24 protein-coding genes and 1 pseudogene are annotated in these 26,638 nt (G+C 66.5%); 10 read left to right on the top strand and 15 right to left on the bottom strand.

The window, feature by feature from the left end:
- Nucleotides 1-200: 200 nt before the first annotated feature.
- The 3 genes from VG556_RS18200 to mtgA form a co-directional block, all read right to left on the bottom strand.
- Nucleotides 201-632, bottom strand: coding sequence for a CBS domain-containing protein (locus VG556_RS18200; RefSeq protein ID WP_012511858.1), 432 nt, complete (start codon nt 630-632; stop codon nt 201-203).
- Nucleotides 592-1,611, bottom strand: coding sequence for a glycosyltransferase family 2 protein (locus tag VG556_RS18195; protein ID WP_014648068.1), 1,020 nt, complete (start codon nt 1,609-1,611; stop codon nt 592-594). The genes VG556_RS18200 and VG556_RS18195 overlap by 41 nt, the downstream gene beginning before the upstream one ends.
- A gap of 64 nt (nt 1,612-1,675) precedes the next feature.
- Nucleotides 1,676-2,425, bottom strand: coding sequence for a monofunctional biosynthetic peptidoglycan transglycosylase (gene mtgA / locus VG556_RS18190; protein WP_100450474.1), 750 nt, complete (start codon nt 2,423-2,425; stop codon nt 1,676-1,678).
- Between the two features lie 77 nt (nt 2,426-2,502).
- On the opposite strand from mtgA, the gene VG556_RS18185 reads away from it, so the two are divergent.
- The 3 genes from VG556_RS18185 (at nt 2,503) to VG556_RS18175 (ending at nt 7,621) form a co-directional block, all read left to right on the top strand.
- Nucleotides 2,503-3,396 (top strand): Hsp33 family molecular chaperone HslO, encoded by an 894-nt coding sequence (locus VG556_RS18185; protein WP_014648070.1) that lies wholly within the window; start codon nt 2,503-2,505, stop codon nt 3,394-3,396.
- Nucleotides 3,397-3,512: 116 nt separating this feature from the next.
- Nucleotides 3,513-4,361, top strand: a complete 849-nt coding sequence (locus VG556_RS18180; protein WP_014648071.1) for a hypothetical protein — start codon at nt 3,513-3,515, stop codon at nt 4,359-4,361.
- A 383-nt stretch (nt 4,362-4,744) separates the two neighbouring features.
- A complete protein-coding gene (locus tag VG556_RS18175) occupies nt 4,745-7,621 on the top strand; it encodes a TonB-dependent receptor plug domain-containing protein (protein ID WP_014648072.1) in 2,877 nt (958 codons plus the stop codon).
- A gap of 138 nt (nt 7,622-7,759) precedes the next feature.
- On the opposite strand, the gene VG556_RS18170 is transcribed toward VG556_RS18175, so the two are convergent.
- Complete coding sequence (locus VG556_RS18170; protein WP_005418411.1) at nt 7,760-8,362, bottom strand: TetR/AcrR family transcriptional regulator; 603 nt, start codon at nt 8,360-8,362, stop codon at nt 7,760-7,762.
- A gap of 153 nt (nt 8,363-8,515) precedes the next feature.
- On the opposite strand from VG556_RS18170, the gene VG556_RS18165 reads away from it, so the two are divergent.
- The 3 genes from VG556_RS18165 (at nt 8,516) to VG556_RS18155 (ending at nt 12,450) form a co-directional block, all read left to right on the top strand.
- Nucleotides 8,516-9,433, top strand: coding sequence for an alpha/beta fold hydrolase (locus VG556_RS18165; RefSeq protein ID WP_014648073.1), 918 nt, complete (start codon nt 8,516-8,518; stop codon nt 9,431-9,433).
- Nucleotides 9,430-11,907 carry an acyl-CoA dehydrogenase gene (locus VG556_RS18160; protein ID WP_049408155.1) on the top strand — a complete coding sequence of 826 codons (2,478 nt, stop codon included), beginning with the start codon at nt 9,430-9,432 and terminating at the stop codon, nt 11,905-11,907. The genes VG556_RS18165 and VG556_RS18160 overlap by 4 nt, the downstream gene beginning before the upstream one ends.
- Nucleotides 11,908-11,982: 75 nt before the next feature.
- Nucleotides 11,983-12,450 (top strand): hotdog fold domain-containing protein, encoded by a 468-nt coding sequence (locus tag VG556_RS18155; protein ID WP_014648075.1) that lies wholly within the window; start codon nt 11,983-11,985, stop codon nt 12,448-12,450.
- A 472-nt stretch (nt 12,451-12,922) separates the two neighbouring features.
- On the opposite strand, the pseudogene VG556_RS18150 reads toward VG556_RS18155, so the two are convergent.
- Nucleotides 12,923-13,258: pseudogene (locus VG556_RS18150) on the bottom strand (DUF1304 domain-containing protein); the annotation flags it as partial.
- 74 nt (nt 13,259-13,332) lie between these two features.
- Nucleotides 13,333-14,661, bottom strand: coding sequence for an NTP/NDP exchange transporter (locus VG556_RS18145; protein WP_032960854.1), 1,329 nt, complete (start codon nt 14,659-14,661; stop codon nt 13,333-13,335).
- 284 nt (nt 14,662-14,945) lie between these two features.
- On the opposite strand from VG556_RS18145, the gene VG556_RS18140 reads away from it, so the two are divergent.
- The gene (locus VG556_RS18140; RefSeq protein WP_100450475.1) at nt 14,946-16,346 is read left to right on the top strand and encodes a serine hydrolase domain-containing protein; all 1,401 of its coding nucleotides are present in this window, start codon (nt 14,946-14,948) and stop codon (nt 16,344-16,346) included.
- Between the two features lie 102 nt (nt 16,347-16,448).
- Here the strand turns inward: VG556_RS18140 and VG556_RS18135 are convergent, their stop codons facing one another.
- Complete coding sequence (locus VG556_RS18135; protein WP_069116271.1) at nt 16,449-17,207, bottom strand: SDR family NAD(P)-dependent oxidoreductase; 759 nt, start codon at nt 17,205-17,207, stop codon at nt 16,449-16,451.
- 114 nt (nt 17,208-17,321) lie between these two features.
- Here VG556_RS18135 and VG556_RS18130 point away from each other — a divergent pair, with 114 nt between their 5' ends.
- Nucleotides 17,322-18,215, top strand: coding sequence for a LysR family transcriptional regulator (locus VG556_RS18130; RefSeq protein ID WP_032960844.1), 894 nt, complete (start codon nt 17,322-17,324; stop codon nt 18,213-18,215).
- Nucleotides 18,216-18,334: 119 nt separating this feature from the next.
- On the opposite strand, the gene VG556_RS18125 is transcribed toward VG556_RS18130, so the two are convergent.
- From VG556_RS18125 to nudE, 8 genes are all read right to left on the bottom strand, one after another.
- On the bottom strand, nt 18,335-18,841 hold the full coding sequence (locus tag VG556_RS18125; protein WP_049405613.1) for a hypothetical protein: 507 nt from the start codon (nt 18,839-18,841) through the stop codon (nt 18,335-18,337).
- A gap of 775 nt (nt 18,842-19,616) precedes the next feature.
- A complete protein-coding gene (gene gcvH, locus VG556_RS18120) occupies nt 19,617-20,012 on the bottom strand; it encodes a glycine cleavage system protein GcvH (RefSeq protein WP_014648082.1) in 396 nt (131 codons plus the stop codon).
- A 93-nt stretch (nt 20,013-20,105) separates the two neighbouring features.
- Nucleotides 20,106-21,218, bottom strand: coding sequence for a glycine cleavage system aminomethyltransferase GcvT (gcvT, locus tag VG556_RS18115; protein WP_423180035.1), 1,113 nt, complete (start codon nt 21,216-21,218; stop codon nt 20,106-20,108).
- Nucleotides 21,219-21,375: 157 nt separating this feature from the next.
- Nucleotides 21,376-21,678 carry a DUF962 domain-containing protein gene (locus VG556_RS18110; RefSeq protein ID WP_014648084.1) on the bottom strand — a complete coding sequence of 101 codons (303 nt, stop codon included), beginning with the start codon at nt 21,676-21,678 and terminating at the stop codon, nt 21,376-21,378.
- Between the two features lie 218 nt (nt 21,679-21,896).
- Nucleotides 21,897-22,226 (bottom strand): YnfA family protein, encoded by a 330-nt coding sequence (locus VG556_RS18105; RefSeq protein WP_014648085.1) that lies wholly within the window; start codon nt 22,224-22,226, stop codon nt 21,897-21,899.
- Entirely contained in the window at nt 22,223-23,062 is an 840-nt protein-coding gene (gene mazG / locus VG556_RS18100; protein ID WP_014648086.1) for a nucleoside triphosphate pyrophosphohydrolase, read from the bottom strand. The genes VG556_RS18105 and mazG overlap by 4 nt, the downstream gene beginning before the upstream one ends.
- Nucleotides 23,063-23,075: 13 nt before the next feature.
- Nucleotides 23,076-23,879: a 3'(2'),5'-bisphosphate nucleotidase CysQ gene (gene cysQ / locus VG556_RS18095; RefSeq protein WP_100450476.1), complete on the bottom strand. Its 804-nt coding sequence runs from the start codon at nt 23,877-23,879 to the stop codon at nt 23,076-23,078.
- The gene (gene nudE, locus VG556_RS18090) at nt 23,876-24,439 is read right to left on the bottom strand and encodes an ADP compounds hydrolase NudE (RefSeq protein WP_005418435.1); all 564 of its coding nucleotides are present in this window, start codon (nt 24,437-24,439) and stop codon (nt 23,876-23,878) included. Before nudE ends, cysQ begins: the two co-directional genes overlap by 4 nt.
- 77 nt (nt 24,440-24,516) lie before the next feature.
- Here nudE and bioA point away from each other — a divergent pair, with 77 nt between their 5' ends.
- Both bioA and VG556_RS18080 read left to right on the top strand, forming a co-directional pair.
- Nucleotides 24,517-25,908, top strand: a complete 1,392-nt coding sequence (bioA, locus tag VG556_RS18085; protein ID WP_032959099.1) for an adenosylmethionine--8-amino-7-oxononanoate transaminase — start codon at nt 24,517-24,519, stop codon at nt 25,906-25,908.
- Nucleotides 25,899-26,636: a 16S rRNA (uracil(1498)-N(3))-methyltransferase gene (locus VG556_RS18080; RefSeq protein ID WP_053451536.1), complete on the top strand. Its 738-nt coding sequence runs from the start codon at nt 25,899-25,901 to the stop codon at nt 26,634-26,636. The genes bioA and VG556_RS18080 overlap by 10 nt, the downstream gene beginning before the upstream one ends.
- The last annotated feature ends 2 nt before the right edge of the window (nt 26,637-26,638 follow it).

Genomic DNA, 26,638 nt, shown 5'->3' with positions numbered 1-26,638 from the left:
AAATGTTTCCAGAGGCGGAGGGCATGGGCGTGCAGGACCGTTGGCGCCATGGATGGCGCCATCGAGCCTACAGGGACGTACTTGCGGCGTGTCCTGCACGCCCATGCCCTCCGCCTCTCCGACGTATCAGGAAGGCGCCGCTTCTGCTTCTGCACTTGCTGTTGGCGGGCCGGCGGGCCGCAGGCCCGCCAGCGAACACCTCACCCCGCCACGATGTACTGCTGCAGCTGGTCCAGCTCGCGCCGCTGCGCATCAATCACCGACTTCACCAGGTCACCGATGGAGATCACCCCCAGCACCTGCGCGCCCTCCACCACCGGCAGATGGCGGATGCGGTAGTCGGTCACCAGTTGCAGGCAATGCTCCACCTGCTCACCGGGCGACACCGTCACCACCTGCGCCGTCATGATCTCCGCCACCGCGGTATCGCGCGATGAACGATCACGCAGCACGATCTTGCGCGCGTAGTCACGCTCGGACAGGATCCCGACCAGCCGCGGCCCGTCCATCACCAGTACCGCACCGATGCCCTTTTCCGCCATCAACCGGATCGCATCGATCACCGCCGCGTCCGGCGCGACCGCATGTACTTCAGGAGACTTGCCATCCAACAGTTGCCGTACCGTCGTCATCTGCCTGCCCTCCGAGGGTGGGTTGCAGGGCCGAGTCTGCCACGGCGGATGCTAGCCACGCGTCAACCAGGTACAACGGCCGCTGCTTGGACTCTTCGTACAGCCGCCCCAGGTACTCTCCCACCAGCCCCAGCGCGATCAACTGCACTCCCCCCAGGAACAGGATCACCGCCATCATCGTCGGCCAACCCGCCACCCGGTCGCCATACAGCGCCGCCTTCACGATCACCCACAGGCCGAACACGAACGCGACTGCGGCGGTTGCCAGTCCCAGGTAGGTGGCAGCCCGCAGCGGCACAGTCGAGAAGCCGGTGATGCCTTCGAGGGCGAAATTCCACAGCCGCCACAGGCTGAATTTGCTGGTGCCGGCCACGCGCGCGTGGCGGTGATAGGGCACGGCAATCCGCTTGAAGCCTACCCAGCTGAAAAGCCCCTTCATGAAACGGTGGCGCTCACGCATCCCGCGCAGGGCGCTCAGCGCGCGCGGGGACAGCAGGCGGAAATCTCCGGTATCGGCCGGAATCGGCGTACGCGACAGGCGACCCATCACCCGGTAGAACATCGCTGCCGTGGCGCGCTTGATCCAGGACTCGCCATCGCGGGCCATGCGCGTGCCGTAGACGTTGTCATGGCCCTCGCGCCAGCGCGCGACGAATTGCGGCACCAGCTCCGGCGGGTCCTGGCCGTCGGCATCGAGGATCATCGCTGCCCCCTCGTGCACCAGATCCAGGCCCGCGGTCAGCGCCGCCTCCTTGCCGAAGTTGCGCGACAGCTTCAGCGCCGAGACGCGCGCATCAGCCTGGGCCAACCCCGCGATCACCTCCCATGTGCGGTCATGACTGCCGTCATCCACATAGAGGATGTGGCCGTCGATGTCGGGCATGCCGTCCAGCACCGCGCACAGCCGTGGATGCAGCAGCGGTAATGCCAGGGCCTCGTTGTAGGCGGCGATGACAAAAGTGAGCCGTTCGCGGGTCATGCCCGGATTGTACATTGCCGGCCAGGCGCACGACCCGTCGCCCGCCGCTCACGCCACGCCTGCCTCAGTCCTCCGACAAGTATGACGCGCCTCCCAGCTGGCGCGCCTGGCGCTGGATCCATGCGGCGCGCCGCTGCACATACGGCCCCGGTGCGGCCGCGTTGTAGCGTCGCGGTGCCGGCAGTACCGCCGCCAGTCGCGCACTCTCGGCCGGGCTCAACCGGGCCGCGTCCTTGCCCCAGTATTTCTGGGCTGCCGCCTGCGCACCGTACATACCATCACCGAACTCGGCGATGTTGGCGTACATCTCCAGGATGCGCTCCTTCGGCCACAGCGCCTCGATCAGCACCGTGTACCAGACTTCCAGGCCCTTGCGGATCCAGCTGCGGCCCTGCCACAGGAACAGGTTCTTGGCCACCTGCTGGCTGATCGTGCTGGCGCCACGCAGGCGCCCTCCCCGGGCGTTATGGTCGCGGGCCTTTTCGATGGCCTGCAGATCGAAGCCATTGTGGTCGGGGAAGCGCTGGTCCTCGGCCGCCACCAGCGAGATCGGCAGGCTCGGCGCCATCTGGTCGAGGTCGCGCCACTGGTAATGCAGCCGATAGGACCAGTCGGCCTCGCCCAGCGCCTCGCCATAACGCCACAGCATCACCGTGGACACCGGCGGGTCGATGAACCGCAGCACCAGCACCTGCAGGCAGCTGAAGGCGGCCAGCAGCACCGGCAGCCACAGCAGCCGCTTCCAGCGCCAGCGTCGCCGGCGCGGTGCGGCCACCTCCGCCACTACCTTGTGCTGCTCTCCCGCTGCCCCCATTACTGGTGCATCCTTCTTCTATCTGGTTGTCGGCGCATTATCCGGCAACCGCCCCCGTTTACGCGCGATGTGAGCCGATGACCGCCAACTCCGATTCCCTGATCCGTTTCCTGCTCCCCGACGCCGGCGTCCGCGGCGTGCATGTGCACCTGCAGGCCACCTGGCAGGAAATCCTGTCCCACGCCGTGTACCCGGACGCCGCTGCCGAGCTGCTCGGCGAGGCCTGTGTCGCCTCGGCCCTGTTCACCGGCCACACCAAGATCGACGGCCGCCTGTCGGTGCAGCTGCGCAGCAGCACTGCCCTGCGCACCCTGTTCGCCGAATGCACCGCGGGCGGCACCCTGCGTGGCATCGCCCAGCTCAGCGAAGGCGCCGACGCGCCGCGTGACCTGTCCAGCCTCGGCGATGACGCCATCCTCGCCATCACCATCGAGAACCCCGGCCTGGACCCGCGCGAGCCGCAGCGCTACCAGAGCCTGGTCGCGCTGACCGCGCCGGAGCTGGACGAGGCCTTCGAGGACTACTTCCGCCAGTCGGAGCAGCTGCCCACCCGCCTGCTGCTGGCGGCCGACCGCAACGGTGCCGCCGGCCTGCTGCTGCAGAAACTGCCGGGCGACGAAGGCGACGAAGATGGCTGGGCGCGCGCCAGCGCCCTGTTCGAGACCCTGGGCAAGGCCGAACTGCTGGCGACCCCGGCCGAGCAGCTGCTGCACCGCCTGTTCCACGAGGAGCGGCCGGAGCTGCTGGGTGAAAAGCCGCTCTCCTTCGCCTGCTCCTGCTCGCGCGAGCGGGTGGCCGGCATGCTGCAGTCGCTGGGGGAAGAGGAGGCCCGAGCGGCCGCCGAGGACACTGGCGCCGTCGAGGTGCGTTGCGAATTCTGCGGACGCGAGTATCACTTTCCATTGACGGAGTTCGGCATACTGTTCCACGGCGCCCAGGGGGCTGTACCGGCGCCTGAACGACTTCAGTGAACGGCAGTCTTGTACCTGGGGAGGATCAAGGCTTGTTAAGAATTCATAAACACCCTAGGATCGAGTTCCCGTCCCCACGGGAACTTCCGTTGTCTGTCCCTGTCTGAACTGGTCCGATGCGTACCTTCCTGCGTCTACCGCTGGCCCTGCTGATCGCCCTTGGCGCGATCACGGGCGTGCATGCGCAGAGCAAGGACACCCGCACCGTGCTGCCGGTCTGGAACAAGGGCAGCGGCAAGGTCGAGGCGCTGCTGTACCTTGAGCCGACCGGCGAACAGGCGGCCGGCGCCCGCTGGCATTTCGGCCGCAACTCGCTGGACGCGGCCTTTGGCCTGTCCTCCGGCGATTCGCTGGGCCTGCTCTGCAACAGCAGCAGCGGCACCAGCATCAGCGGTCTGGCCAGCCATTGCATGCTGGCCAGCCTGGGCGACGAGGATGATCTGAACAGCCGTCGTTTCAGCGGTACCGCCGCGCTGAACCGCGGCAACAGCCGCCTGGGCATTACCGCCGGCACTGGCCGTGAAACCCTGCCCGCCTGGTTGTCGGGCCCGAACAAGACGCCCTCGCTGCGTGCCGAGCAGAACGATCTGACCGTGTTCGCGCAGAAGAACATCGGTCGCGAAGGCTTCGTCTCCATTGCCGGTACCTACGCCAAGGCGCGCCTGGTTCCGCTGGCCGACGCCTCGCCGGCCATCGTCGATCGCTGGGACAGCAAGAGCCTGAGCATCGGCGCCGGTTACGGCAACTTCACCGGCAGCATCATCGGCCGCGTGGTCGACGTCCCGGGCAAGCCCGGCAAGTGGGAAGGCCTGGGCATCGGCCTGACCTGGCGTACCCCGTGGTCCGGCCAGCTCACCGTCGGCGCCGAGAATGTGATCAGCCGCGGCAAGAATCCGTTCTCCCCGCGCAACGAAAGCAACGACGACGGCACCGTGCCGTATGTGCGTTACGAACAGGATCTCTGATCCCGGTAAACAGGCTCAGCAACGATATTCCCAAAGGCGCCGAAAGGCGCCTTTTGCATGTGCAAGCCTGCCGCGCACTTGCGTAACCGGTATCGCCGCTGGGCAATGAAACGCTGCGCACCGACATAGTGAGATACATTTCAATCGAAACTTTTTTCATCATTCTGCGTTAACAAACGAGGCAGAGCGCCTTGACCATGCCGGTAAACTATTGAGTGGCATGGGAAAAGCGCATCTTTACCAAAATCACAGGCTTGATTAACACAGCTTTAATTCTTGGCGAACGCCCGTTACTATCGGGTCAGCCTCGCGATTTGGGAGCGCTTTTTCGCTCCCCCGCCGGGCATTAACCCCAGCCAAGATTTCTTGGAGAGAGAGAGCCAATGAAACTCAAGTCCAGCCAGCTGCGTGACGCAGTTGTGATCGCGCTTGTCGCCGGTGCCACCACCGCGACGGCGCACGCCCAGGAAGCCACCAACCTCGACCGCATCGAGGTCACCGGTTCGCGCATCCGTCAGGTCGATACCGAAACCGCCCAGCCCGTTCTGAGCATCAGCCGCGCTTCGATCGAGAAGAGCGGTTTCAAGACGGTCGCCGACGTCCTGCAGAACATCGCCGCAGCCGGCAGCCCGGCCATCAGCCGTTCCGAGCCGCTGTCCTCCGGTGAAGCCGTCGGTGGCTTCTACATCGACCTGCGCAACCTCGGCGCCGAACGCACCCTGGTGCTGGTCGACGGCAAGCGCCTCGGCGCCAGCGTCAGCGGCCTGCAGGACGTGTCGCAGATTCCGTCGGCCATCGTCGAGCGCATCGACGTCCTGAAGGACGGCGCGTCGTCGATCTACGGCTCCGACGCGATCGCCGGTGTGATCAACATCATCACCCGCAAGAACTTCCAGGGCCTGGAAGCCAACGCCTACGTCGGCCAGTACGGCGAAGGCGACGGCCAGAAGACCAGCTACGACTTCGTGGCCGGCTTCACCGGTGACCGCGGTTCGATCACCATCGGCGCCGAGTACGCCGAAGAAAAGGAAGTGTGGGCCAAGGATCGCTGGTTCAGCCGTTATCCGCGCACCACCTTCCACCCGGCCCAGAACTGGAGCCCGGTCAGCCAGTGGGGCACCATCATCGATCCGGATACCGATGACTGGCTGGTGCTGAACCGCGGTGGCGACTACCGCGACGTCAACCAGTACCACGACCAGGACTTCGCCGGCATCACCGGTGACACCAGCAACTCCAATACGCAGATGCACCTGCTGACGCCGACCAAGCGTCGCTCGGTGTTCGCCAACGTCCAGTACGACCTGACCGACAACATCCGCTTCGTCTCCGACCTGCTGTACACCCGTCGTGAGTCGCAGGCCCAGGTCGCAGGCTATCCGTTGCAGTCGGCGTCGTATGAGCGCCTGGGTGCCAAGTGGGATGCCGACAGCTACTACAACCCCTTCGGCAAGGACATGGGCTTCATGCGCCGTGGCTGGGAAGTGCCGCGCCTGTCGACCAACAAGCTGACCACCTTCCGCTTCACCGGCGCCCTGCAGGGCAGCTTCCAGTTCAATGACAAGTACTTCGACTGGGAAGCCGGCTACATCTACCAGAACTCGGAGAACCAGCAGAGCCAGACCGGCAACTACAACGTGCTGGCGGTCAATGCCGCCACCGGCCCGTCGTTCTACAACCCGGCCACCGGCCGCGTCGAGTGCGGCACGGCAGCAGGCCTGGTCGATGGCTCCAACCCGATCTATGGCCCGGGCGCCGGCGGCTGCCTGCCGTGGAACCCGGCCATTCCGTACGGCCGTACCGGTGACGGTGGCCTGACCGGCAACCCGGATCTGCAGCAGTTCCTGTTCCCGACCACCAAGAACACCGGTGAAGTCACCACCAAGACCTACTACGCGAACATCGCCGGCAGCCTGTTCACCCTGCCCGCCGGCGACCTGGGCTTCGCGCTGGGTTACGAGTACCGCGAGGACAAGGGTTCGTACAATCCGGACGCCCTGTCGCAGACCGGCTACTCGACCGACCTGGCCGCCGGCCCGACCGGTGGTGGTTACGACGTCAACGAAGTCTATCTGGAGCTGAATGTTCCGATCCTGGCCGACCTGCCGGGTGCCAAGGAACTGAGCTTCAACGCCGCGACGCGCTACTCGAAGTACAGCACCTTCGGCAACACCACCAACAACAAGTTCGGCCTGAAGTGGAAGCCGATCGACCAGCTGCTGGTGCGTGCGACCTACGCCGAAGGCTTCCGTGCGCCGACCATCGACAATCTGTACGGTGGCAGCTCGCAGACCTTCGCGTACTTCACCGATCCGTGCGATACCGACTTCGGTTCGACCGGCCAGCCGGGCGTCGCTGCCCGTTGCGCCGCGGCCATCGGCCCGACCGCCAGCACCTTCCGCCAGCTGCGCCAGGGCTACGTGCCGGCCAGCGGTCCGGATGAGCAGACGCCGGACCCGTTCAACGCCGTCTCCAACCCGAACCTGACTCCGGAAAAGTCCAAGTCCAAGACCGTTGGCCTGGTGTGGAGCCCGACCTTCGCCCAGGGCCTGAACATGAGCCTGGACTGGTGGAACATCAAGATCACCAACACGATCGTCACCGACAGCCCGGATGACCAGCTGAACGACTGCTACGTGCTTGGCATCGCCGAGCGCTGCAACTCGTTCACCCGTGATCCGAACCGTCACAACGTGATCAACCTGACCTACGCACCGCGTAACGCCGGTTACCAGGAAACCGAAGGCTTCGACTTCGACGTGGCGTACCGCTTCGAGACCGACAGCTGGGGTACCTTCAACGCCAACCTGCAGAACAGCTACGTCACCAAGAACGTGCTGAAGACCACCAATGCGCAGCAGGTGCCGGTGTCGATCCTCAACGGCTTCGGCAGCAACTTCCGCCTGCGTTCGAACCTGGTGCTGGGCTGGGAGCGTGGCGACTGGGGCGTGACCTGGGGCACCCGTTACTTCTCCAGCGTCAAGGAGCGTTGCTACTACAGCGACGAGTGCAGCCTGCCGGACTTCGGTTCGCCGGATCCGGTGCGCGACCAGCCGATGAACAAGCGTGGTTCGACCATGTTCCACGACGTCCAGGTTTCCTGGAACGCACCGTGGAATGCGACCATCGCCGTCGGCGCACGTAACGTGTTCGACCACTACGGCCCGCAGATGTACTCGGCACCGAACTCGCAGTTCTCCTACTACGGTGGCTACGACATCGGTCGCTTCATGTACATGCAGTACAAGCAGAAGTTCTGATCGGCACTCTGATCAGCTGATGCAGCAACGGCCCCGCAAGGGGCCGTTGTTCTTTGTGGCGCATGGAAACAGCTGGCCAGGCACAACAAAAAAGGCCGCGGTGTCGCCGCGGCCTTGCTTCGCATCACTCCCGGGTGCTCATCCGTTCGGAATCAGCGTCTCGATCAAATGCTCGACGTACGCTTCGAAATCCTCGCGCGCCTGCTTGGGCTGCTGCAGCTGCAACGACAACTGCAGGAAGCCGACATACGCGGCGTAGGCAAGGCGTGCCCGATGACGCGCATCGGTCGAGCTGAGGCCCGCCTGGCGGAACGAGGCGACCAGATAATCGAGGCGGCGCTGCGAGACGCGGTCGATCACCGGCCGCACCATCGGATGATCCAGTGCCTTCAGCAGCTCGCTGTAGATGATGTGCGGCTGCACTTCATGCGCCACCATCTGGAACAGCTGGCGCAGGCGCACGCGCGGATCCGGCACGTCTTCCAGGCTGCCGAACACCTGTTCCTGTTCGAACAGTTCCCAGCGCTCCAGCGCCGCTTGCAGCAATGCATCGCGCGAAGGGAAATGCCAGTAGAAACTGCCCTTGGTGACGCCGAGCCGCCGTGCCAGCGGCTCCACCGCGACGGCGCCGACACCTTGTTCAGCAATCAGATCGAGGGCCGCCTGGGCCCAGTCTTCGGCACTCAGGCGGCTGTTGCGGCCGGCGCGCGGTTCGCCGGCGGAAGCGTCAGGTTGATTCATGGGCTGATTTAACCATACGCCGGGGTTCGTTGCAGTACGCGGTTGCGGTCGAAACCGTCGCAGCCTCCCAGGCGAGGTCCATTCAGGCGACTTCCGCAGCGCACCATACCGTGCAGTATTGACTTCCCCCCGAACCGATCCATACTAGCAAGTATGGTTACGTCCCCACCTCCCGCTGCGTTCCATGACCTGCGCCTGGACGCCGCCCATGGCGCCCGCCTGGCCGCCACCGCCAGCGACCATGGCCGGCGCGGCCGGGTGCTGTTCGCGCATGGCTTCGGCCAGACCCGCCACGCCTGGAATGCCACTGCCCGCGCACTGAATGCCGCCGGCCTGCAGACGCTGGCCTACGACGCCCGCGGCCACGGCGATTCGGACTGGAATGCCGCCAACCTGCCCTATCACGGCGAACAGTTCGCCGATGACCTGATCGTGCTGGCCGGCGAGCAGCCGCGCCCGCCGGTACTGGTTGCCGCATCGATGGGCGGGCTGTTCGGCCTGCTGGCCGAGTCGCGCTGGCCCGGCCTGTTCTCGGCGATGGTGCTGGTCGACATCACCCCGCGCTGGGATACCGCCGGCGTCGAGCGCATCCTCGCCTTCATGACCGCCCATCCCGACGGCTTCGCTTCGCTGGCCCAGGCCGCCGACGTGATCTCGGCGTACATGCCGCACCGTCCGCGCAAATCCGAGCAGTCGCTGCGTGCGCTGCTGCGCGAGGACGGCCGCGGCCGCTGGCGCTGGCACTGGGATCCGCGCCTGGTGGCCGAACTGGCCCGCGACAGCGAACAGCACCAGGACGCACTGGCCGAGGCCGCGCGCCAGGTGAAGTGCCCGCTGCTGCTGGTCAGCGGCGGACGCAGCGACCTGGTCACGCCGCAGACCGTGGCCGAGTTCCTGGCGTTGGCGCCGCATGCGCGCCATGTGCAGCTGCCGCAGGCCACCCATATGGTCGCCGGCGATGACAACGACGCCTTTACCGCTACTGTGTTGGACTATCTGGACGTGTTGCCCGCAGCGGACGCTGCGGCTTCGTCCGCCACAAACGAGCACGTCACCGGAGCACGCTCATGAGCATCGTTCTTCCCTTCCTCGCCCTGCTGCTGGCAGGCGCGTTCGTCGCCTACCACCGCATGCGGCTGGTTACCTGGACGCTGATCAGCGTGGCCCTGCTGGCTGCCTGCTGGTTCATTCCCTACGTCAACCAGACCGCCACGATCGTCGCGGCCGCCGTGTTGGCCGTCATCGCCGTGCCGCTGCTGCTGCCGTTCATCCGCAAGCCGCTGCTGACCGGCCCGATGATGAAGGTGTTCCGCAAGGTGCTGCCGCCGCTGTCGCAGACCGAGCGCATCGCACTGGAAACCGGTTCGGTCGGTTTCGAGGGCGAACTGTTCACCGGTGATCCGGACTGGAACATCCTGCTCAACTATCCCAAGCCGCAGCTGACCGCCGAGGAACAGGCCTTCCTCGATGGCCCGGTGGAAGAGCTGTGCGCGATGGTCAACGACTGGGAAATCACCCACGTCCATGCGGACCTGCCGCCGGAACTGTGGGCCTTCATCAAGAAGAACAAGTTCTTCGGCATGATCATCCCGAAGGAATATGGCGGCCTGGGCTTCTCCGCACTGGCCCACCACAAGGTGATCCAGAAGCTGGCGTCGGTGTCTTCGGTGGTCAGCTCCACCGTCGGCGTGCCCAACTCGCTGGGCCCGGGTGAACTGCTGGTGCATTACGGCACCCAGGAACAGAAGGACCAGTACCTGCCGCGCCTGGCCGATGGCCGCGAAGTGCCCTGCTTCGGCCTGACCGGTCCGTTCGCCGGCTCCGACGCCACCTCGATCCCGGACTACGGCATCGTCTGCAAGGGCGAGTGGAACGGCGAGCAGGTGCTCGGCGTCAAGCTCACCTTCGACAAGCGCTACATCACCCTGGCCCCGGTCGCTTCGCTGATCGGCCTGGCGTTCCGCATGTACGACCCGGATGGCCTGATCGGCGATACCCGCGACATCGGCATCACCCTGGGCCTGCTGCCGCGCGACACCGCCGGCGTTGAAATCGGCCGTCGCCACTTCCCGCTGAACTCGACGTTCCAGAACGGCCCCATCCGCGGCAAGGACGTGTTCATTCCGCTGACCCAGCTGATCGGTGGCGCGGCCATGGCCGGCAAGGGCTGGAACATGCTCAACGAGTGCCTGGCCGTGGGCCGCTCGATCACCCTGCCGTCCACCGCCAGTGGTGGTGCCAAGGCCGGTGCCGCGGTGACCGGCGCCTATGCGCGCATCCGCAAGCAGTTCGGCCTGTCGGTCGGCCGCTTCGAGGGCGTGGAAGAAGCGCTGGCCCGCATCGGCGGCAAGGCGTACAAGATCAGTGCGCTGTCGCAGGCCACCGCCGCCGCGGTTGACCGTGGCGACGTGCCGTCGGTGCCGTCGGCGATCGCCAAGTACCACTGCACCACCATGAGTCGCGAAGTGATCTCGGACATGATGGACGTGATCGGCGGCAAGGGCATCATCCTGGGGCCGCGCAACTTCGCTGGCCGCAGCTGGCAGGCCGCGCCGATCGCGATCACCGTGGAAGGCGCCAACATCATGACCCGCAGCCTGCTGATCTTCGGCCAGGGTGCGATCCTCTGCCACCCGTGGGTGCTGAAGGAAATGAAGGCCGCGCAGGATCCGGATACCCGCGCCGGCCTGCAGGACTTCGACCGCAGCCTGTTCGGCCACATCCGCTTCGGCATCTCCAATGCCGTGCGTTCGTTCTGGTTCGGCCTGACCGGCGCGCGCTTCGGTGCCGCCCCGGGCGACGCCTATACCCGCCGCTACTTCCGCAAGCTGGACCGCTACTCGGCCAACCTGGCGCTGATGGCCGACATCTCGATGATGACCCTCGGCGGCAAGCTGAAGTTCAAGGAATCGCTGTCCGGCCGCCTGGGCGATGTGCTGAGCCACGTCTACATGACCAGTGCCATGCTCAAGCGCTACCACGACGAAGGCGCACCGCAGGCCGACCAGCCGCTGCTGGCCTGGGCCTTCCATGACAGCGTGCACAAGATCGAAGAGTCGCTGTCGGCCGCACTGCGCAACTTCCCGATCCGTCCGATCGGCTGGCTGATGTGGGCACTGATCTTCCCGCTGGGCCGTCGTGCCGAGGCTCCGGGCGATCGCCTGAGCCGTCGTGTCGCCGCCCTGCTGATGGCGCCGAATGAAGCCCGCGACCGTCTGGCCAGTGGCGTGTTCCTGACCCCGTGCGAGAACAACCCGGGCGGCCGTATCAACAGCTACCTGAGCAAGGCGATCATGGCCGAGCCGGTGGAGCGCAAGTTCCTGAAGGCGCTGAAGAGCAAGGGCATCGAGGCGCTGGACTTCAAGGCGCAGCTGGACGAAGCCGTGGCCGAGGGCGTGATCACCCAGGATGAGCGCAGCCTGCTGGAAGAGCTGCGCACGCTGACCCTGGACACCATCACCGTGGACGACTTCGACACCCACGAACTGCGCGCGGCCAGCTACTACGACCGCCAGCACAAGGACCCGCATTCGCAGGCAGCCTGATCGCCCGCGACACGCGTTGCTTCGACGGCGGGCCTCGGCCCGCCGTCGCTTTATCCGCCGACCGGAATACCCACCATGTCCACGCCCCTGCTCTCGCTTTACCACCGGCTGCAGCGCTGGCCCGCCGGCACCTGGCTGTTCTCGCGCGCGGTGTGCTTCAAGGCGCCCTACTTCGCCAGCATCGCGCCACGCATCACCCGCCTGGAACACGGCCGCTGCGAAGGCACGCTGGCCGACCGCCGCAGGGTGCGCAACCACATCGGCACGGTGCACGCGATCGCGATGTGCAACCTGGCCGAACTGACCGCCGGGTTGATGGTCGATGCATCGCTGCCGAAGGGCATGCGCTGGATCCCGAAGGGGATGCAGGTGCAGTACCTGGCCAAGGCACGTGGCACGCTGCAGGCGGTGGCGTTGCCGGCACAGCCGATTGTCGTCGCGGCCGAGGGCTATGCGCTGCCGGTGACGGTGAGCGTGCGCGACCGTGCGGGCACGGAGGTGTTCAGCGCGGTGATCGACATGTGGTTGTCGCCGGCGAAGTAGGTCCCGCGAACGGCGCAGCCCCTCGTGGGTGGACGGTTGATCGCGGAAAGCCCTGGTTAGGCTGGGGACGGTGGGTTCGCGGGGGACGCCGTGAACCCATCCCTGGGGGCTTGGCCGCGAACCCACCGCCCCCAGCCTCGGACGCATCTCTGCGGCGTCCACCCACGCAAGAGAAAAAAGAAGGGCAGAAGCAAAAGCAAAAGCGGCCCACCGGCCGCTTTTTGCTGTTGCTGTTGCTGTTGCTCTTGAACTTCTTTTTCTTCTCCGTGGGCTGGCCGCGCCCTGAAACTGTCAGGGGTGTGGCGTGTGGGCCGTTCAGGGGCGTTGGCGCCATGGATGGCGCCATCGAGCTTACATGGACGTACTTGCAGCGTCCCCTGCACGGCCCACCCGCCACACCCAACACATGACCCGCTCCACGCGACCAACCCACGAGGGGCTGCGCCGTTGGCTGGAAACTACGCCAGCGCGCGAACACCAACGCCAGGATCGCCGGCACCGCCTGGATCATGAAAATACGGCGGCTCACGCTGTACGCGCCGTAGCACCCCGCCACCACCACGCAGGCCAGCGAGAACGTCACCAGCACCGGCTGATCGATCACCAGCCCCACCACGATGCCTGCCGCCAGGAAGCCGTTGTACAGGCCCTGGTTGGCCGCCAGCACGCGCGTGGCCCCGGCCTTCTCCGGCGTGTTGCGGAAGGTCTTCAGGCCCAGCGGGCGGGTCCACAGGAACATCTCCAGGACCAGGAAATAGATGTGCAGCAGTGCGACCAGCAAGGTCAGGGCGAGTGCGATCCAGTACATGTGCGGTTCCTTGGACAGGGAAGGAGAATGGGGTCAGCGCCCTATCCGCGGGAAAAGGCTCTGACCCCGGCAAATCAACGGTCGCGCGGCAGCTTCTTTTCTTCGCGCAGCACGCCGAATGCAGCCAGGGTCATGAAGCCGGCCACCAGCACGCCGCCGATGAACACCACGTGCGAACCGAACAGGGTCAGTGCCTTGTGGATCCAGGTGAACCCCAGGTCCGCGCCGCGGTACACCACGGTGTCGATCGCCGCGCCGGCCTTGTAGCGCCACTGCCGGTCCACGCGCGTGTAGATGGTCTCGCGCGCCGGCTTGGCCAGTGCGAATTCGCTGGCGCGGGTCATCACCTGCACCACCGCGACCATCAACGGCATCGGCGAGGCTGCCAGCACCGAGAAGCCGATCAGGATCGCGAAACCGGGAATCAGCAGCGCCGGCGCGATGCCGTGGCGCGACAGCAGCCAGCGGGTCAGGCCCACCTGCATCAGCAGCGCCAGCGCGTTCACCGCCAGGTCGATGCGCGAGAAGAACGCGGTACTGGCCGCCGGGTCGGTAAACGCCGCGCGCACGATGCTGGCCTGCTGGTTGTACAGCAGCGTGCCGACGCCCACGCCGAACACCACCATCACCGCCAACCAGCGCAGCAGCGGCTCGCGCACGATCAGTTTCAGGCCGTCCAGCACGCTGCCGCCCATCGGTTGCTCGCCGGACACCAGTTGCTGCTCGCGTTCGCGCAGCACCGCCCAATGCCGCAGCCGCCAGATGCACAACAGGCACACGACCAGGAATGCTGCCGAGACCAGCATCAGGTTGGCGATGCCCACGCGCTGCGCCAGCGCGCTGGTGATCAACGGGCCGAGGAACGCGCCAACGGTGCCGGCCGCACCGATGTAGCCGTAGTAGGCACGCGCCTGTGCGTTGGAGAACACGTCGGCCATGAAGCTCCAGAACACCGCCACCGCGAACAGGTTGAAGACCATCACCCAGAGGAAAAAGGCCATGCCCCGCCCTGGCACGTGACTGTCGAACAGTGCGTAGAACCCCAGCAGGGTGACGATGAAGAAGCCGTACACCATGGGAAGGAACACACGCCGCGGGAAGCGGCTGACCAGCCAGCCGTACACCGGCTGCAGCACCAGCATGATCACGAACACGCAGGAGAACAGGAACTGCAGGACGAAGTCCTTCAACGCGATGCCATGGCTGGCGAACCAGGTGATCAGCACGGGCGGGAACACCGTTTCCAGGTCCGCCGAGGCGGCCATGGCCTCACGCACCGGGCGCAGCACGTAGTAGCCGCTGAGCAGGCAGAAGAAGTACAGGAACGACCACCACAGCGCCGGCGACTCGCGCAGCGCCGCCGCCAGGCCCTGCAGCGGCCCCTTGCCCGATGCAGCGCTCATGCAGCGCCCCTCGCCCACAGACGGCGGTTGGACAGCAGCATGGCAGGCTCCGGGGCGGTGAAGCGCGTACGTTAGCCAATGCACTGCAACATCGCCAGCGTGACGCGCCCTCGCGCCTGCGGACGGACGCGACGACCGGCCTGGACGACACGTTCCGATACACACTTTCGGGGCGTCAAAATTCCAACTTTTTCAACAAGATGCGCATTCATCTTCGCTTTGTTTGTGCACAGGGGAAAAGCGGCGCTAGAATCGCCATCAGCAGTCGCGCACGGGTCCAACCGATGAAAAAGAACAGCCTGCGTCGTCCGATCCGTTCGGCGGCCACCGGTTTGCTGGGCATGTTGATGCCCGTTGCCTTGTCCACCACCGCGCAGACACCGCCGCCGTTGCCGCCGATGCCGACCAACATCGAATCCGCGACGGCTGCCACCGTCGCCCACACCCAGCCTGCGGCCTACCGCACCGGTCTGGTGCCGCGCGTCCAGGCGCCGGCGGCTGGCTTCAACGTCGCCAACATCGAATCGATGGCGCAGCAGCTGACCTATGGCGAGCGCGTGCCAGGCATGGCGGTGGCGATCGTGCAGGGCGGCCGCATTCTCAGCGCGCGTGGCTATGGCGTCACCGACGTCAACAACCCGCTGCCGGTCGATGCGCACACCGTGTTCCGCCTGGCCTCGCTGTCCAAGGCCTTCGCCGGCACCATGGCCGGCCTGCTGGTCAACGACGGCACGCTGCGCTGGGACAGCAAGGTCACCGACTACGTGCCGGGCTTCCGCCTCAATTCGCCCGAAGCCACCGACCGCCTGACCGTGGCCGACGTGCTCAGCCATCGCGTCGGCCTGCCGTACAACGCCTACGACCGCGACATCGAAGGCAACGCCGAGTACTACGCGCTGACCCAGAAGCTGGCCAACACCAGCCTGAAATGCCTGCCGGGCGACTGCTACGCCTACCAGAATGTGGCCTTCAGCCTGATCGGCGACGTTGTCTATGCGGCCTCGGGCAGCTTCTACGAGCAGTCGGTCGAGCGCCGCATCTTCAAGCCGCTGGGCATGAATGATGCCAGCCTCGGTCTGGCCGGCATCCAGGCCAGCTCGCGCTGGGCGCGTCCGCACGTGCGCAGCCGCAACGGCTGGGTCTCGCTGACGCCCAAGCCCACCTATTACCGCGTCGCTCCGGCGGCTGGCGTCAACGCCAGCGCCAGCGACATGGCGCAGTGGCTGCTGGCCCACACCGGCCATCGCCCCGACGTGCTGCCGGCACCGCTGCTGGCCACCCTGCATTCAAGCCTGATCAACACGCCGGGCGAGATGCGTTCGGGCTGGCGCCGTGAGCGCCTGCACTCGGCGGGCTACGCATTGGGTTGGCGTACCTTCGACTACGCCGGCCACGACGTGGTGTTCCATGCAGGTGCCGTGCAGGGCTATCGCGGCCTGGTCGCACTGGTGCCGGAACGTGACCTCGGCATCGCCATCCTCTGGAATGGCGAAAGCGGCCTGCCCAGCGGCCTGCTGCCGACCGTGCTCGACTCGGCGCTCGGCCTGCCGGCGCAGCGCTGGCTGGACGTGGACACCGACTTCGGCAGCGACAACCTGATGGCCGAGGGCGCAAGCCCGGCGCAGCAGGACAAGCGCAAGGGCAAGGGCGCCTCGGGCAACCGCGCGGTGGCTTCGCCGCGCTGACCAGGCGGGCTCGACCGTGTGTGCGAAGGGCGGCCCATCGGTCGCCCTTTTTGTTGGCCGTTGCAGCGTCGAGCCCATGCTCGGCTCTGCAGTTCCGCAGCGCTAGTGCGCGAAGTAGTGCATGCCGCCGTCCACTGGAATCACCGCACCGGTGATGTAACCCGCCAGCGGCGAGGCCAGGAACGCCACCAGCGGCGCCACTTCCTCCGGTTCACCAAAGCGTCCGATCGGGATGTTGCGGGCAATGAACGCGCGTCTGCTTTCCTCGGTGGGGTGCAGGCGGTCCAGGATCTGCGCGCTGTTGATGCGCCCCGGTGCAATCGCGTTCACCGTGATGCCCTGCCCCGCCACCTCCGACGACAGGCCCTTGCTCCACAGGTGCAATGCCGCCTTCGCCGCGGTGGCCGCGTTCACCGCGCGCGGTTCCATCGAACCGCTGAAGTTGATCACCCGTCCCCATGCCTGCGCCTGCATGCCGGGCAACAGCGCCTGGGTCAGCCGTCGTGCGGCGGAGAAGTTCAGGGCGATCGCTTCCTCCCAGATATCGTCATCGGCATCGACCGTGGTCGGCCGGGAACCGCCTGCGGCATTGACCAGGATGTCGACACGCTGCAATGCCTCACGGGATGCGTCCGCGATGTACCGGAGGTCGCCGGCAACTGTGACATCGCCGGCCACGATGACCGGTGCGGCGCCGCCTTCGGCTTCGATCCGCGCCGCCAGCGCCTGCAGCGGTGCCCGCTGCCGCGACGTGATGGCAACGCGCACGCCCTGGGCCGCCAGCTGCCTGGCGACGGCGGCACCGATGCCGCTGGCCGCGCCCGTCACCAACGCGGTACGGCCAGCAAGGTTCAAGTCCATGGTGTTCTCCTGTCAGCGTGGCCGGCGAATCCGGTCCGTGCACGACATGCTGTTTGATCACCCCTGATTGATAAACTCCACGCAGGTTTCAGCATTCAACACCCGGGGTGTCAGATGAACCTGCTGGAGAGCATGCAGGTCTACGTGCTGATCGTGGACAAGGGCAGCCTCAGTGCGGCAGCCGCGGCGATGGATATCTCGGCAACGATGGCCGGCAAGCACCTGCGCGCATTGGAAGCCCGGCTGGGCATGCAGCTGTTGAGCCGTACCACCCGGCGCCAGCACATGACACCGTTCGGCGAGGACTACTACGCGCGCTGCAAGGAGATCCTGCGCCTGGTGGAGGAAACCGACGCGCAGGCGCAGCACCAGCAGCTCTCACCGGCGGGCACGCTGCGCATCAGCGCACCGGTGATCTTCGGTACACACGCGCTGGTACCGGCGCTGGCCGAGTACATGGCCCGTCATCCGGATGTCCGGGTCGAAGCCACGCTGACCGATCGTGTGGTCGACCTGGCCGAAGAGGGCTTCGAGGCGGCACTGCGCATCGGCACGCTGGCCGACAGCAGCGTGCTGGTGGCACGAGCACTGGCCCCCTATCGCTTGATGATGTGCGCCTCGCCGGCGTATCTGGCCAGGCATGGCACGCCACGCAGCGTGCACGCACTTGCCGGCCATCAATGCCTGTCGTTCGAACCGAGTGCGCTTGCGCAGTGGCTGCAGGACGACGCTGGCGAGCTCGACCACGTGCCCGACGGCCGACTGCAGATCAACAATGGCGAAGCGCTGCGTTCGGCGGCGCTGCATGGCCTTGGCATCGTCCTGCAATCGACGCTGCTGCTGGCCGCCGATGTCGAGGCGGGGCGTCTGGTGCAGCTGTTCCCGGAATACGGTCAGGCCGGTCGGCCGATGCACGTGGTCTATGCGCACGACCGTTACCACTCCACCCGCCTGCGCAGCTTCCTCGACTTCCTGATGGAGCGCTTTCCAGCGGCGCCGCACGGCTAGCGCCGACCGTCAGCAAGGCGGTCGAGCCTGGCTCGACGCTACGAGTGGCCCATAAAAAAACCCCCTCCCCGCTGGGCAGCCAGGGAAGGGGGTTTCAGGATGCGGCTATCGGGAAGTACTTAGATCAGCGGCGCCGGGGTTGCCGGCAGAGCGACCGGAGCGGCCTTCTTCTTGCGGGCGGCCGGCTTGCGCTTGGCAACCTTCTTCGCTGCCTTCTTCGGGGCAGCCTTCTTGGTGGCCTTCTTCGCGGTCTTCTTCACTGCCTTCTTGGCGGTCTTCTTGACGGCCTTCTTGGCAGTGGCCTTCTTCGCGACCTTCTTGGCCGGCTTGCGCGCCGCGGCCTTCTTGGCAGTCTTCTTGGTGGCCTTCTTGGCTACCTTCTTGGTGGCCTTCTTGGCTACCTTCTTGGCAGCGGACTTCTTGGCTACCTTCTTCGCCGCCTTCTTCACTGCCTTCTTCGCAGTGGTCTTCTTGGCGACCTTCTTCGCAGCCTTCTTCACTGCCTTCTTGGCGGTTGCCTTCTTCGCGACCTTCTTCACTGCCTTCTTGGCAGCGGCCTTCTTCGCGACCTTCTTCACCGCTTTCTTGGCGGCGGGCTTCTTCTTCGCAGCTTTCTTGGTTGCCATGGGATGGCTCCTCGTCAGTGATAGGGAGTTGAAACGCCCAGTTGGATCAAACCCGCGGATGCTGCGTGCGGGGACCGCCGGCGCGTCAGGCGCGCCGTTACGGATGCGGCAATGCCCGCCTCGATCGGCGGAGCGGGCATCGGAACGGGAGTTGCCTTGCATTTCTCCGGGGGAAGCGGGGCCATGTCCACCGTCATCAGGGTCGCGGTGGTCTTGAAGGGGCTGCTTCGCATCGGACGATTGATTCTGCGCACTCGGTTGGGCAGGCAAGGTCTGCTGAGGCGAAACCTAATCACGGTTTTTTTTACTGTCAACAACCCCCGCGAAAAATTTTCACATCCGCGCCTTCCCGGGCGCCGCCGGCGCCACCACTCTGCACGGCCTGCAACGACGGTGGAAGCGGCGCGCACGCACGTTGCCTGCATCGATGCCAATGCAGGCGTTGATCAAAAAACACTTGAAATAAGCACTCCGCGTAGACGGGCGCAGGCAAGGCACAACGGCGTACGCGCATCGTCGGTGGTCACCGGCACCGCCGCCAACGCCAGCACAACGGCGCCGCAACGGGGGCCGAAAAGTTTTCACATTCGAACGCTTCGGCGCGGGGCTGAAACGCGGATTTGCGCAAAACTGCGCACGCCCATCGGCACCGTTCGCCTGTCGGCTGATGCCACGCCGAGGGTGCACAGCGAACCCCGCGTCATGAGTCCGACGCGGTCGCCAAAACAAAAACGGCCACCCGAAGGTGGCCGTTCCAGAATCCGGAAACGACGACTCAGTGGTCGTCGTTCTCCAGGGCTTCGGCGTACGCGTCCGGGTCCAGCAGCTCGTTGACCTCTTCGGCGTTGGTCAGTTCGATCACGAACATCCAGCCTTCGCCGTAGGCATCTTCGTTGATGGTTTCCGGCTTGTCGGACAGGGCCGAGTTGACCTCGACGACCTTGCCGCTGATCGGGCTGTAGACGTCCGAGGCGGCCTTCACCGACTCGACGACGGCGATCTGTTCGCCGGCCTTGGCGTCGGCGCCGACTTCCGGCAGTTCGACGTAGACCAGGTCACCCAGCAGGCCCTGGGCGTGGTCGGAAATACCGACGGTGACGCGGCCATTGCCTTCGACACGGGCCCACTCATGGGACTTGAGGAACTTGAGGTCGCCGGGGATCTCGCTCATGGGACTGCTCCAGAGATATGCAGGGGTGGAAAAAACGGGGCTAGTGTAACCAACCGGCCGCCACTGCTGTCAGTGACGACCGGCACGTTCGGATCAGGCGTCGGCGAGCACGCCGGGCTGGGCCTGGCCTTCGCGCACGAACGGGAACTTGACCACGCGCACCGGCACCTGCCGGCCGCGGATGTCGACGGTGACCTCGCCGAGTTCACCGGCCGGCACGCGGGCGAAGGCGATGCCCTTGGCCAGGGTCGGCGAGAAGGTGCCGGACAGGATCTCGCCCTGGCCGCCAGCGGTGGTCACCGCCTGGCCGTGGCGCAGCACGCCCTTCTCGTCCATCACCAGGCCGATCATCTGGCGCGCGGTGCCGGCGGCCTTCTGCGCCTCCAGCACGTCGCGGCCGATGAAGTCGCGGCCTTCGTCCAGCGACACGGTCCAGGCCAGTGCCGCTTCATACGGGCTGATCTCTTCGTCCATGTCCTGGCCGTACAGGTTCATGCCGGCCTCCAGGCGCAGGGTGTCGCGCGCACCGAGGCCGGCCGGCTTCACGCCTGCCGCCAGCAGGCGGTTCCAGAAGGCGACCACGGCATCCTGCGGCAGCAGGATCTCGAAACCGTCTTCACCGGTGTAGCCGGTGCGGGCGACAAACAACTCGACGCCGTCGTCGGACTGCGCCTGCAGGGCGGCGAAGCGGCCCAGCTTGGTCAGTGCTGCAGGGTCGGCTTCGCGGGCCAGGCCGATCACGATGTCGCGCGCCTGCGGGCCCTGCACGGCGAGGATGGCCAGGTCCGGGCGCTGCTCGACGGAAACACCGAACGGTGCCGCCTGCTCACGCAGCCAGGCCAGGTCCTTTTCGCGGGTGGAGGCATTGACCACCATGCGGAAGAAATCGTCGCCCAGGTAGTAGACGATCAGGTCGTCGATGACGCCGCCGCGCGGATTCAGCATGCACGAGTACAGGGCCTTGCCGGTCACCTTCAGTTTGTCGATCGAATTGGCCAGCAGGCGGCGCAGGAACGGCTTGACCTGGTCACCGCGCAGGTCGACCACGGTCATGTGACTGACGTCGAACACGCCGGCTTCGCGACGCACCAGGTGGTGTTCGTCCAGCTGCGAGCCGTAGTGGATGGGCATGTCCCAACCCCCGAAATCGACCATCTTGGCGCCAAGGGCGCGGTGGGTATCGTTGAGCAGCGTCTTCTGGGTCATGACCGGTCCGGCAGCAGAGGAAACAGGAATTCCCATTATCCCAGATCGGTCGCCCGCAGGCGTGCCGCAGCGCAGCGGTTCGTGGAAGCGGAAGCGCGGCCCGCCGCGCCCTTTCCCTTTCGGGCAAGGCAATGGCTGCGCTCCCCGCAACCGCCTGTTACAGGCGCACCCGCCCACGCAGGATGTCGACGAACATCACCCAGTCACCCATGAATGAATACAGCGGATGCCGGAAGGTGGCCGGGCGATTCTTCTCGAAGAAGAAGTGGCCGACCCAGGCGAATCCATAACCGCAGAACAGCGCGGCCAGCAGGAGCGTCGGCTGGCCGCGCAACACGGCAGCCGCAGCCAGCAGCAGCACCCCGCAGCTGCCGATGAAATGCAGGCGCCGCGAGACCGGGTGGCGGTGCTCGCTGAGATAGAACGGATAGAACTCGCGGAAGCTGGCGAAGCGGGACATGCGCGTGCTCCGGGGGCCGTGGTCACTGCCATCATGCGCCTTACCGGGATGCAGCGCTGCGCGCTTGCGGGGCATGGCCCGGCGGCCGTTGTAGAGCCGAGCCATGCTCGGCTGCCTTGGCCTTTGTAGCGCCAAGCTTGCTCGACTGCTCCCCGGAGAAGCAGCCGAGCATGGCTCGGCTCTACAAAAGGGTGGGCGCGGTCGAGCCTGGCTCGACGCTACACCGGGGGCGTGCGCGGACCGAACATGATCACCGCCATGCCGGCCAGGCACAGGGCTGCACCGAACAGGTCCCAGCGGCTGGGGCGGATGCCGTCGACCAGCCACAACCAGAACAGCGCGGTGCCGATGTACACGCCACCGTAGGCGGCATAGACCCGTCCACTGGCAGTCGGGTGCAGAGTCAGCAGCCAGGCGAACAGGGCCAGGCTGGCCGCGGCCGGCAGCAGCAACCAGACGCTGCCTCCCTTGCGCAGCCACAACCATGGCAGGTAACAGCCGACGATCTCGGCCAGCGCGGTCAGCAGGAACAGGCCAAGCGTCTTCACGCTTTTTCTGCTGCCTTGGCGTGCTGCCACAGCGCTTCCTGCGCATCCAGGTCCAGTGCCGCCAACGCCTCCCCCTGCGCCTCGGCCTGCGCTTCCATCGCGCGGAAGCGCCGCTCGAACTTGTGGTTGGCCCCGCGCAGTGCGGCGCCCAGATCGATATCGGCGTGCCGGGCCAGGTTGGCGCAGACGAACAGCAGGTCGCCCAGTTCTTCCTGCAGGCGCGCCTTGTTGCCCGCGATATCGCCGCGCTCGAATTCCTCTCGCAGCTCCTGCAGCTCCTCGGCCGCCTTGTCCAGCACAGGCAGCGGGCCCGGCCAGTCGAAACCGACCCTGGCCGCGCGCGACTGGAGCTTCACGGCGCGCTGCCATTCCGGCAGGCCACGCGAGATACCGGCCAGTGCGGAGGTGTCCTGCTCGCCCTTGGCGGCACGCTCGGCGCGCTTGATCGCGTCCCAGTTGCGCATCACTCCGTCGGCATCGTCGACGCTGACATCGGCAAACACATGCGGGTGACGGCGCTGCATCTTGTCGCTGATCGCACGTGCGACATCGGCGAAGGCAAATGCCCCCTGCTCCTCGGCCATGCGTGCGTGGAACACCACCTGCAGCAGCAGGTCGCCGAGCTCGTCGCAGAGATCGTCGAGGTCGCCGCGGTCGATCGCATCGGCCACCTCGTAGGCTTCCTCGATGGTGTACGGGGCAATGGTCGAGAAGTCCTGCTCCAGGTCCCATGGGCAACCTCCCTGCGGGTCGCGCAGGCGCGCCATGATGACCAGCAGGCGTTCCAGTTGATGGCTTGCCTCGCTGCCGGTGGCAGGGGTGTCGTGCGCGCTCATGCGGCCTCCAGGTTCAGTCGGACAACCAGTCGCGCCACGGCAGGCTGGTATCACCAAGGGCAATGAAATCGCCGTTCAACAGCGTTTCGCGGCGGTTGTAGCGGAACGGCTTGCCGGTCGCGGCCGACAGCACCGCGCCACCCGCCGCATGCAGCACGCACTGGCCGGCGGCGGTATCCCATTCAGAGGTCGGGCCGAGCCGCGGATAGACATCCAGGCCGCCTTCGGCGATCCGGCAGAATTTCAGCGACGATCCCTGCGCGATGGTCTCGATGCGGCCCATGCGCGCCAGCAGCGCCTCGGTTTCCGGCGAACGGTGCGATCGGCTGGCGGCGACGCGCAGCGGAGCAGTGGCCGGCGTGCGGGTGCGCAGCACGGTGTCGTGCAGACCCTGCCGCCGATAGGCCAGTTCCCCGCGCATGGCATGCCAGACAATGCCGGTGACCGGCGCCAGCACCACGCCGAATGCCGGTGCGCCCTGGTAGATCAAGGCAATGTTGACGCTGAACTCACCGTTGCGCTTGACGAACTCGCGGGTGCCGTCGAGCGGGTCCACCAGCCAGTAGGCGCCCCAGTGGCGGCGCTGCTCCCAGCCCACCTGCGCCGATTCCTCGGACAGGATCGGCAGGTCCGGGGTCAGCTGGCGCAGGCCCAGTTCAATGACCTGGTTGGCGGCCAGGTCAGCTGCGGTGACCGGGCTGTTGTCGTCCTTGGTCTGCACGTCGAAGCCATCGGCATACACCTGCATGATGGCCTGTCCGGCTTCCTGGGCGATGGCGATGGCGGTCTCGCGCAGGTCCGTCGTCAGCTTGATCATCGCGTTCCCTGCAGCCACTGGCGGGCAATGAACAGCGCCGCCAGCGAGCGTCCCTCTGAGAAGTCCTCGCGCAGCATCAGCTGGTCCAGTTCGGCCAGCTTCCACGGCACCACTTCCAGCTCCTCCGGCTCGTCGCCGGCCAGTTTTTCCGGGTACAGGTCGCGCGCCACCACCAGCCACGACTGGTGGCTCATGTAGGTCGGGGCCAGGGTCATCGCGCGCAGCACGTCGACCCGGCGCGCACCATAACCGGCCTCTTCCTTCAGTTCGCGGTCGGCCGCCTGCTCGGGCGTCTCGCCGGCATCGATCCGGCCCTTCACCAGCCCCAGTTCGTAACGGTGCATGCCAGCGGCGTATTCACGTACCAGCAGCACGGTTTCGTCGTCGAGCATCGGCACCACCACCACCGCACCGTGCCCACGGCTGACCAGGCGCTCGAAGCGGCGGCGTTCGCCGTTGGAGAACTCCAGGTCCAGGTGCTGGCGCTGGAAGGGGCCGTTCTCCTCATCGGTGATCCGATGGATGATCGGCAAGCGACGGCCGGCACGGTCATCGTTCATGCGGAATCTCCGCGGCGACCGGCGGCTGCGCCGGGGCCGATAGAATGTGCAGGCAGCAACATGTTCATGAGCCCGAAATGCTAGCAGACCCAACCCCCTCCCCGCTGGCCCGCCACTGGCGGCAGCGCGACCTGCAGGTGCTGTGGCACCCGTGCACGCAGATGCGTGAGCATCCGGACACCCTGCCGCTGGTACCGATTGCCCGTGGCGAAGGCGCATGGCTGATCGACCACGACGGCAACCGCTATCTGGACGCGGTCAGCAGCTGGTGGACCAATCTGTTCGGTCATGCCGAACCGCGCATCGGGGGTGCCATCGCTGCCCAGGCCGGGCAGCTGGAACAGGTGATGCTCGCCGGTTTCGGCCACGAGCCGGCGATCACCCTGGCCGAACGCCTGCTGGCACTGGCGCCACGCCAGGCCGGCCGCGAACCGCTGGCCAAGGTGTTCTACGCCGACAACGGATCCGCCGGCGTGGAAGTGGCGCTGAAGATGGCCTTCCAGTACTTCCAGAACCGCGGAGAGCCCCGGCGCACGCGCTTCATCGCGCTCGAGAACGGCTACCACGGCGAAACCCTGGGCGCGCTGGCGCTGGGTGACATTCCGCTGTACCGCCGCGTCTATGCGCCGCTGCTGGCCGAGGGCCTGTTCGCGCCGTCGCCCGATGCCTACCTGGCCGAACCGGGCCAGAGCGCGGCCGATCGCGCACGGCAGGCGGCCGATGGCCTGGCCACGCTGTTCGACCAGCACCCGGGCGAGGTCTGCGCGGTGATCCTGGAACCGCGCCTGCAGTGTGCCGGCGGCATGCGCATGCATGACCCGGTCTACCTGCAGCGCGTGCGCGAACTGTGCGATGCCCATGGCGCGTTCATGATCGCCGACGAGATCGCCACCGGCTTCGGCCGCACCGGCACCCTGTTCGCCTGCGAGCAGGCCGGGGTGATGCCGGACCTGATGTGCCTGTCCAAGGGCCTGACCGGCGGCTTCCTGCCACTGGCCGCCGTACTGGCGACGCAGGCGCTGTATGACGCCTTCCTCGACGACTCGCGCGAGCGCGCCTTCCTGCATTCGCACAGTTACACCGGCAACCCGCTGGCCTGCGCCGCGGCGCTGGCGACGCTGGACATCTTCCGCGACGACGATGTGATCGCGCGCAACCGGGGCATCGCCTCGGTGATGGGCACGCTGGCGGCACCGTTTGCCGACCACCCGCACGTGGCCGACGTGCGCCAGGCCGGCATGGTGGTGGCGTTCGAGCTGTCGCGCGACGGCAACAAGCGCACGCCGTTCGACCCGGGCCTGCGGCTGGGCCTGCAGGCCTACAAGGCCGCCCTCAAGCGCGGCGTGGTGCTGCGCCCGCTGGGCGACGTGCTGTACTGGATGCCACCCTACTGCGTGGACGACGAACAACTGGAGCTGCTGGCGCACACCACGCTGGCGGCCATCGACGAGGCGATTGCATGCGCGTGACCCGCTGCCCCATCGACCTGGCGCTGCACAGCGGCCAGACCGTGACCCTGCCGGAAGACACCGCCAACCACCTGGTGCGGGTGATGCGCCTGCGCGAAGGCGATACCTGCGTGCTGTTCAACGGCGATGGCCACGACTACAGCGCGACGCTGACCGTGACCGGCAAGCGCGAGGTGCAGGTCCGCATCGACGCCGTGCAGGCCATCGACAACGAATCCCCGCTGGCGATCACCCTGCTGCAGGGCATCGCCCGTGGCGAGAAGATGGACCTGATCCTGCAGAAGGCCACCGAGCTGGGCGTGGTCGCGATCATTCCGGTCAACGCCGAGCGCACCGAGGTGAAGCTGGACGCGGCACGGGCGGAAAAGCGCGTGGCGCACTGGAACAACGTGGTGACCTCGGCCTGCGGCCAGTCCGGGCGCGCGCGCATTCCGCCGGTAGGTTCGCCGCTGTCGCTGGCGCAGGCTGCGGCGGCGCTGCCAGCCGATTCGCTGCGGCTGACCCTGGATCCGCAGGGAGCACATCGCCTGTCGACGCTGGAAGCCGCTCCCGCTGGCGGCATCGTGATTGCAATCGGCCCGGAAGGCGGCTGGTCGCCACGCGACCGCGATCAACTGGCCGCAGCAGGATTCCAGGGGCTGCAACTGGGGCCGCGGATCCTGCGCACGGAAACGGCCGGACTGGCCGCGATCGCGGCGTTGCAGGCGCGGTTGGGCGATCTGGGGTAAGG

Source organism: Stenotrophomonas sp. CASM106, from assembly GCF_049384825.1.
Lineage (GTDB): Bacteria > Pseudomonadota > Gammaproteobacteria > Xanthomonadales > Xanthomonadaceae > Stenotrophomonas > Stenotrophomonas muris.
Note: the sequence above shows the minus strand (reverse complement) of the source record. Positions and strands in the feature narration are given on the sequence as shown.

Coding starts and splice junctions, on each gene's coding strand:
- VG556_RS18200 (WP_012511858.1), bottom strand. CDS start 632: ATGACGACGGTACGGCAACTGTTGGATGGCAAGTCTCCTGAAGTACAT.
- VG556_RS18195 (WP_014648068.1), bottom strand. CDS start 1,611: ATGACCCGCGAACGGCTCACTTTTGTCATCGCCGCCTACAACGAGGCC.
- mtgA (WP_100450474.1), bottom strand. CDS start 2,425: ATGGGGGCAGCGGGAGAGCAGCACAAGGTAGTGGCGGAGGTGGCCGCA.
- VG556_RS18185 (WP_014648070.1), top strand. CDS start 2,503: ATGACCGCCAACTCCGATTCCCTGATCCGTTTCCTGCTCCCCGACGCC.
- VG556_RS18180 (WP_014648071.1), top strand. CDS start 3,513: ATGCGTACCTTCCTGCGTCTACCGCTGGCCCTGCTGATCGCCCTTGGC.
- VG556_RS18175 (WP_014648072.1), top strand. CDS start 4,745: ATGAAACTCAAGTCCAGCCAGCTGCGTGACGCAGTTGTGATCGCGCTT.
- VG556_RS18170 (WP_005418411.1), bottom strand. CDS start 8,362: ATGAATCAACCTGACGCTTCCGCCGGCGAACCGCGCGCCGGCCGCAAC.
- VG556_RS18165 (WP_014648073.1), top strand. CDS start 8,516: ATGGTTACGTCCCCACCTCCCGCTGCGTTCCATGACCTGCGCCTGGAC.
- VG556_RS18160 (WP_049408155.1), top strand. CDS start 9,430: ATGAGCATCGTTCTTCCCTTCCTCGCCCTGCTGCTGGCAGGCGCGTTC.
- VG556_RS18155 (WP_014648075.1), top strand. CDS start 11,983: ATGTCCACGCCCCTGCTCTCGCTTTACCACCGGCTGCAGCGCTGGCCC.
- VG556_RS18145 (WP_032960854.1), bottom strand. CDS start 14,661: ATGAGCGCTGCATCGGGCAAGGGGCCGCTGCAGGGCCTGGCGGCGGCG.
- VG556_RS18140 (WP_100450475.1), top strand. CDS start 14,946: ATGAAAAAGAACAGCCTGCGTCGTCCGATCCGTTCGGCGGCCACCGGT.
- VG556_RS18135 (WP_069116271.1), bottom strand. CDS start 17,207: ATGGACTTGAACCTTGCTGGCCGTACCGCGTTGGTGACGGGCGCGGCC.
- VG556_RS18130 (WP_032960844.1), top strand. CDS start 17,322: ATGAACCTGCTGGAGAGCATGCAGGTCTACGTGCTGATCGTGGACAAG.
- VG556_RS18125 (WP_049405613.1), bottom strand. CDS start 18,841: ATGGCAACCAAGAAAGCTGCGAAGAAGAAGCCCGCCGCCAAGAAAGCG.
- gcvH (WP_014648082.1), bottom strand. CDS start 20,012: ATGAGCGAGATCCCCGGCGACCTCAAGTTCCTCAAGTCCCATGAGTGG.
- gcvT (WP_423180035.1), bottom strand. CDS start 21,218: ATGACCCAGAAGACGCTGCTCAACGATACCCACCGCGCCCTTGGCGCC.
- VG556_RS18110 (WP_014648084.1), bottom strand. CDS start 21,678: ATGTCCCGCTTCGCCAGCTTCCGCGAGTTCTATCCGTTCTATCTCAGC.
- mazG (WP_014648086.1), bottom strand. CDS start 23,062: ATGAGCGCGCACGACACCCCTGCCACCGGCAGCGAGGCAAGCCATCAA.
- cysQ (WP_100450476.1), bottom strand. CDS start 23,879: ATGATCAAGCTGACGACGGACCTGCGCGAGACCGCCATCGCCATCGCC.
- nudE (WP_005418435.1), bottom strand. CDS start 24,439: ATGAACGATGACCGTGCCGGCCGTCGCTTGCCGATCATCCATCGGATC.
- bioA (WP_032959099.1), top strand. CDS start 24,517: ATGCTAGCAGACCCAACCCCCTCCCCGCTGGCCCGCCACTGGCGGCAG.
- VG556_RS18080 (WP_053451536.1), top strand. CDS start 25,899: ATGCGCGTGACCCGCTGCCCCATCGACCTGGCGCTGCACAGCGGCCAG.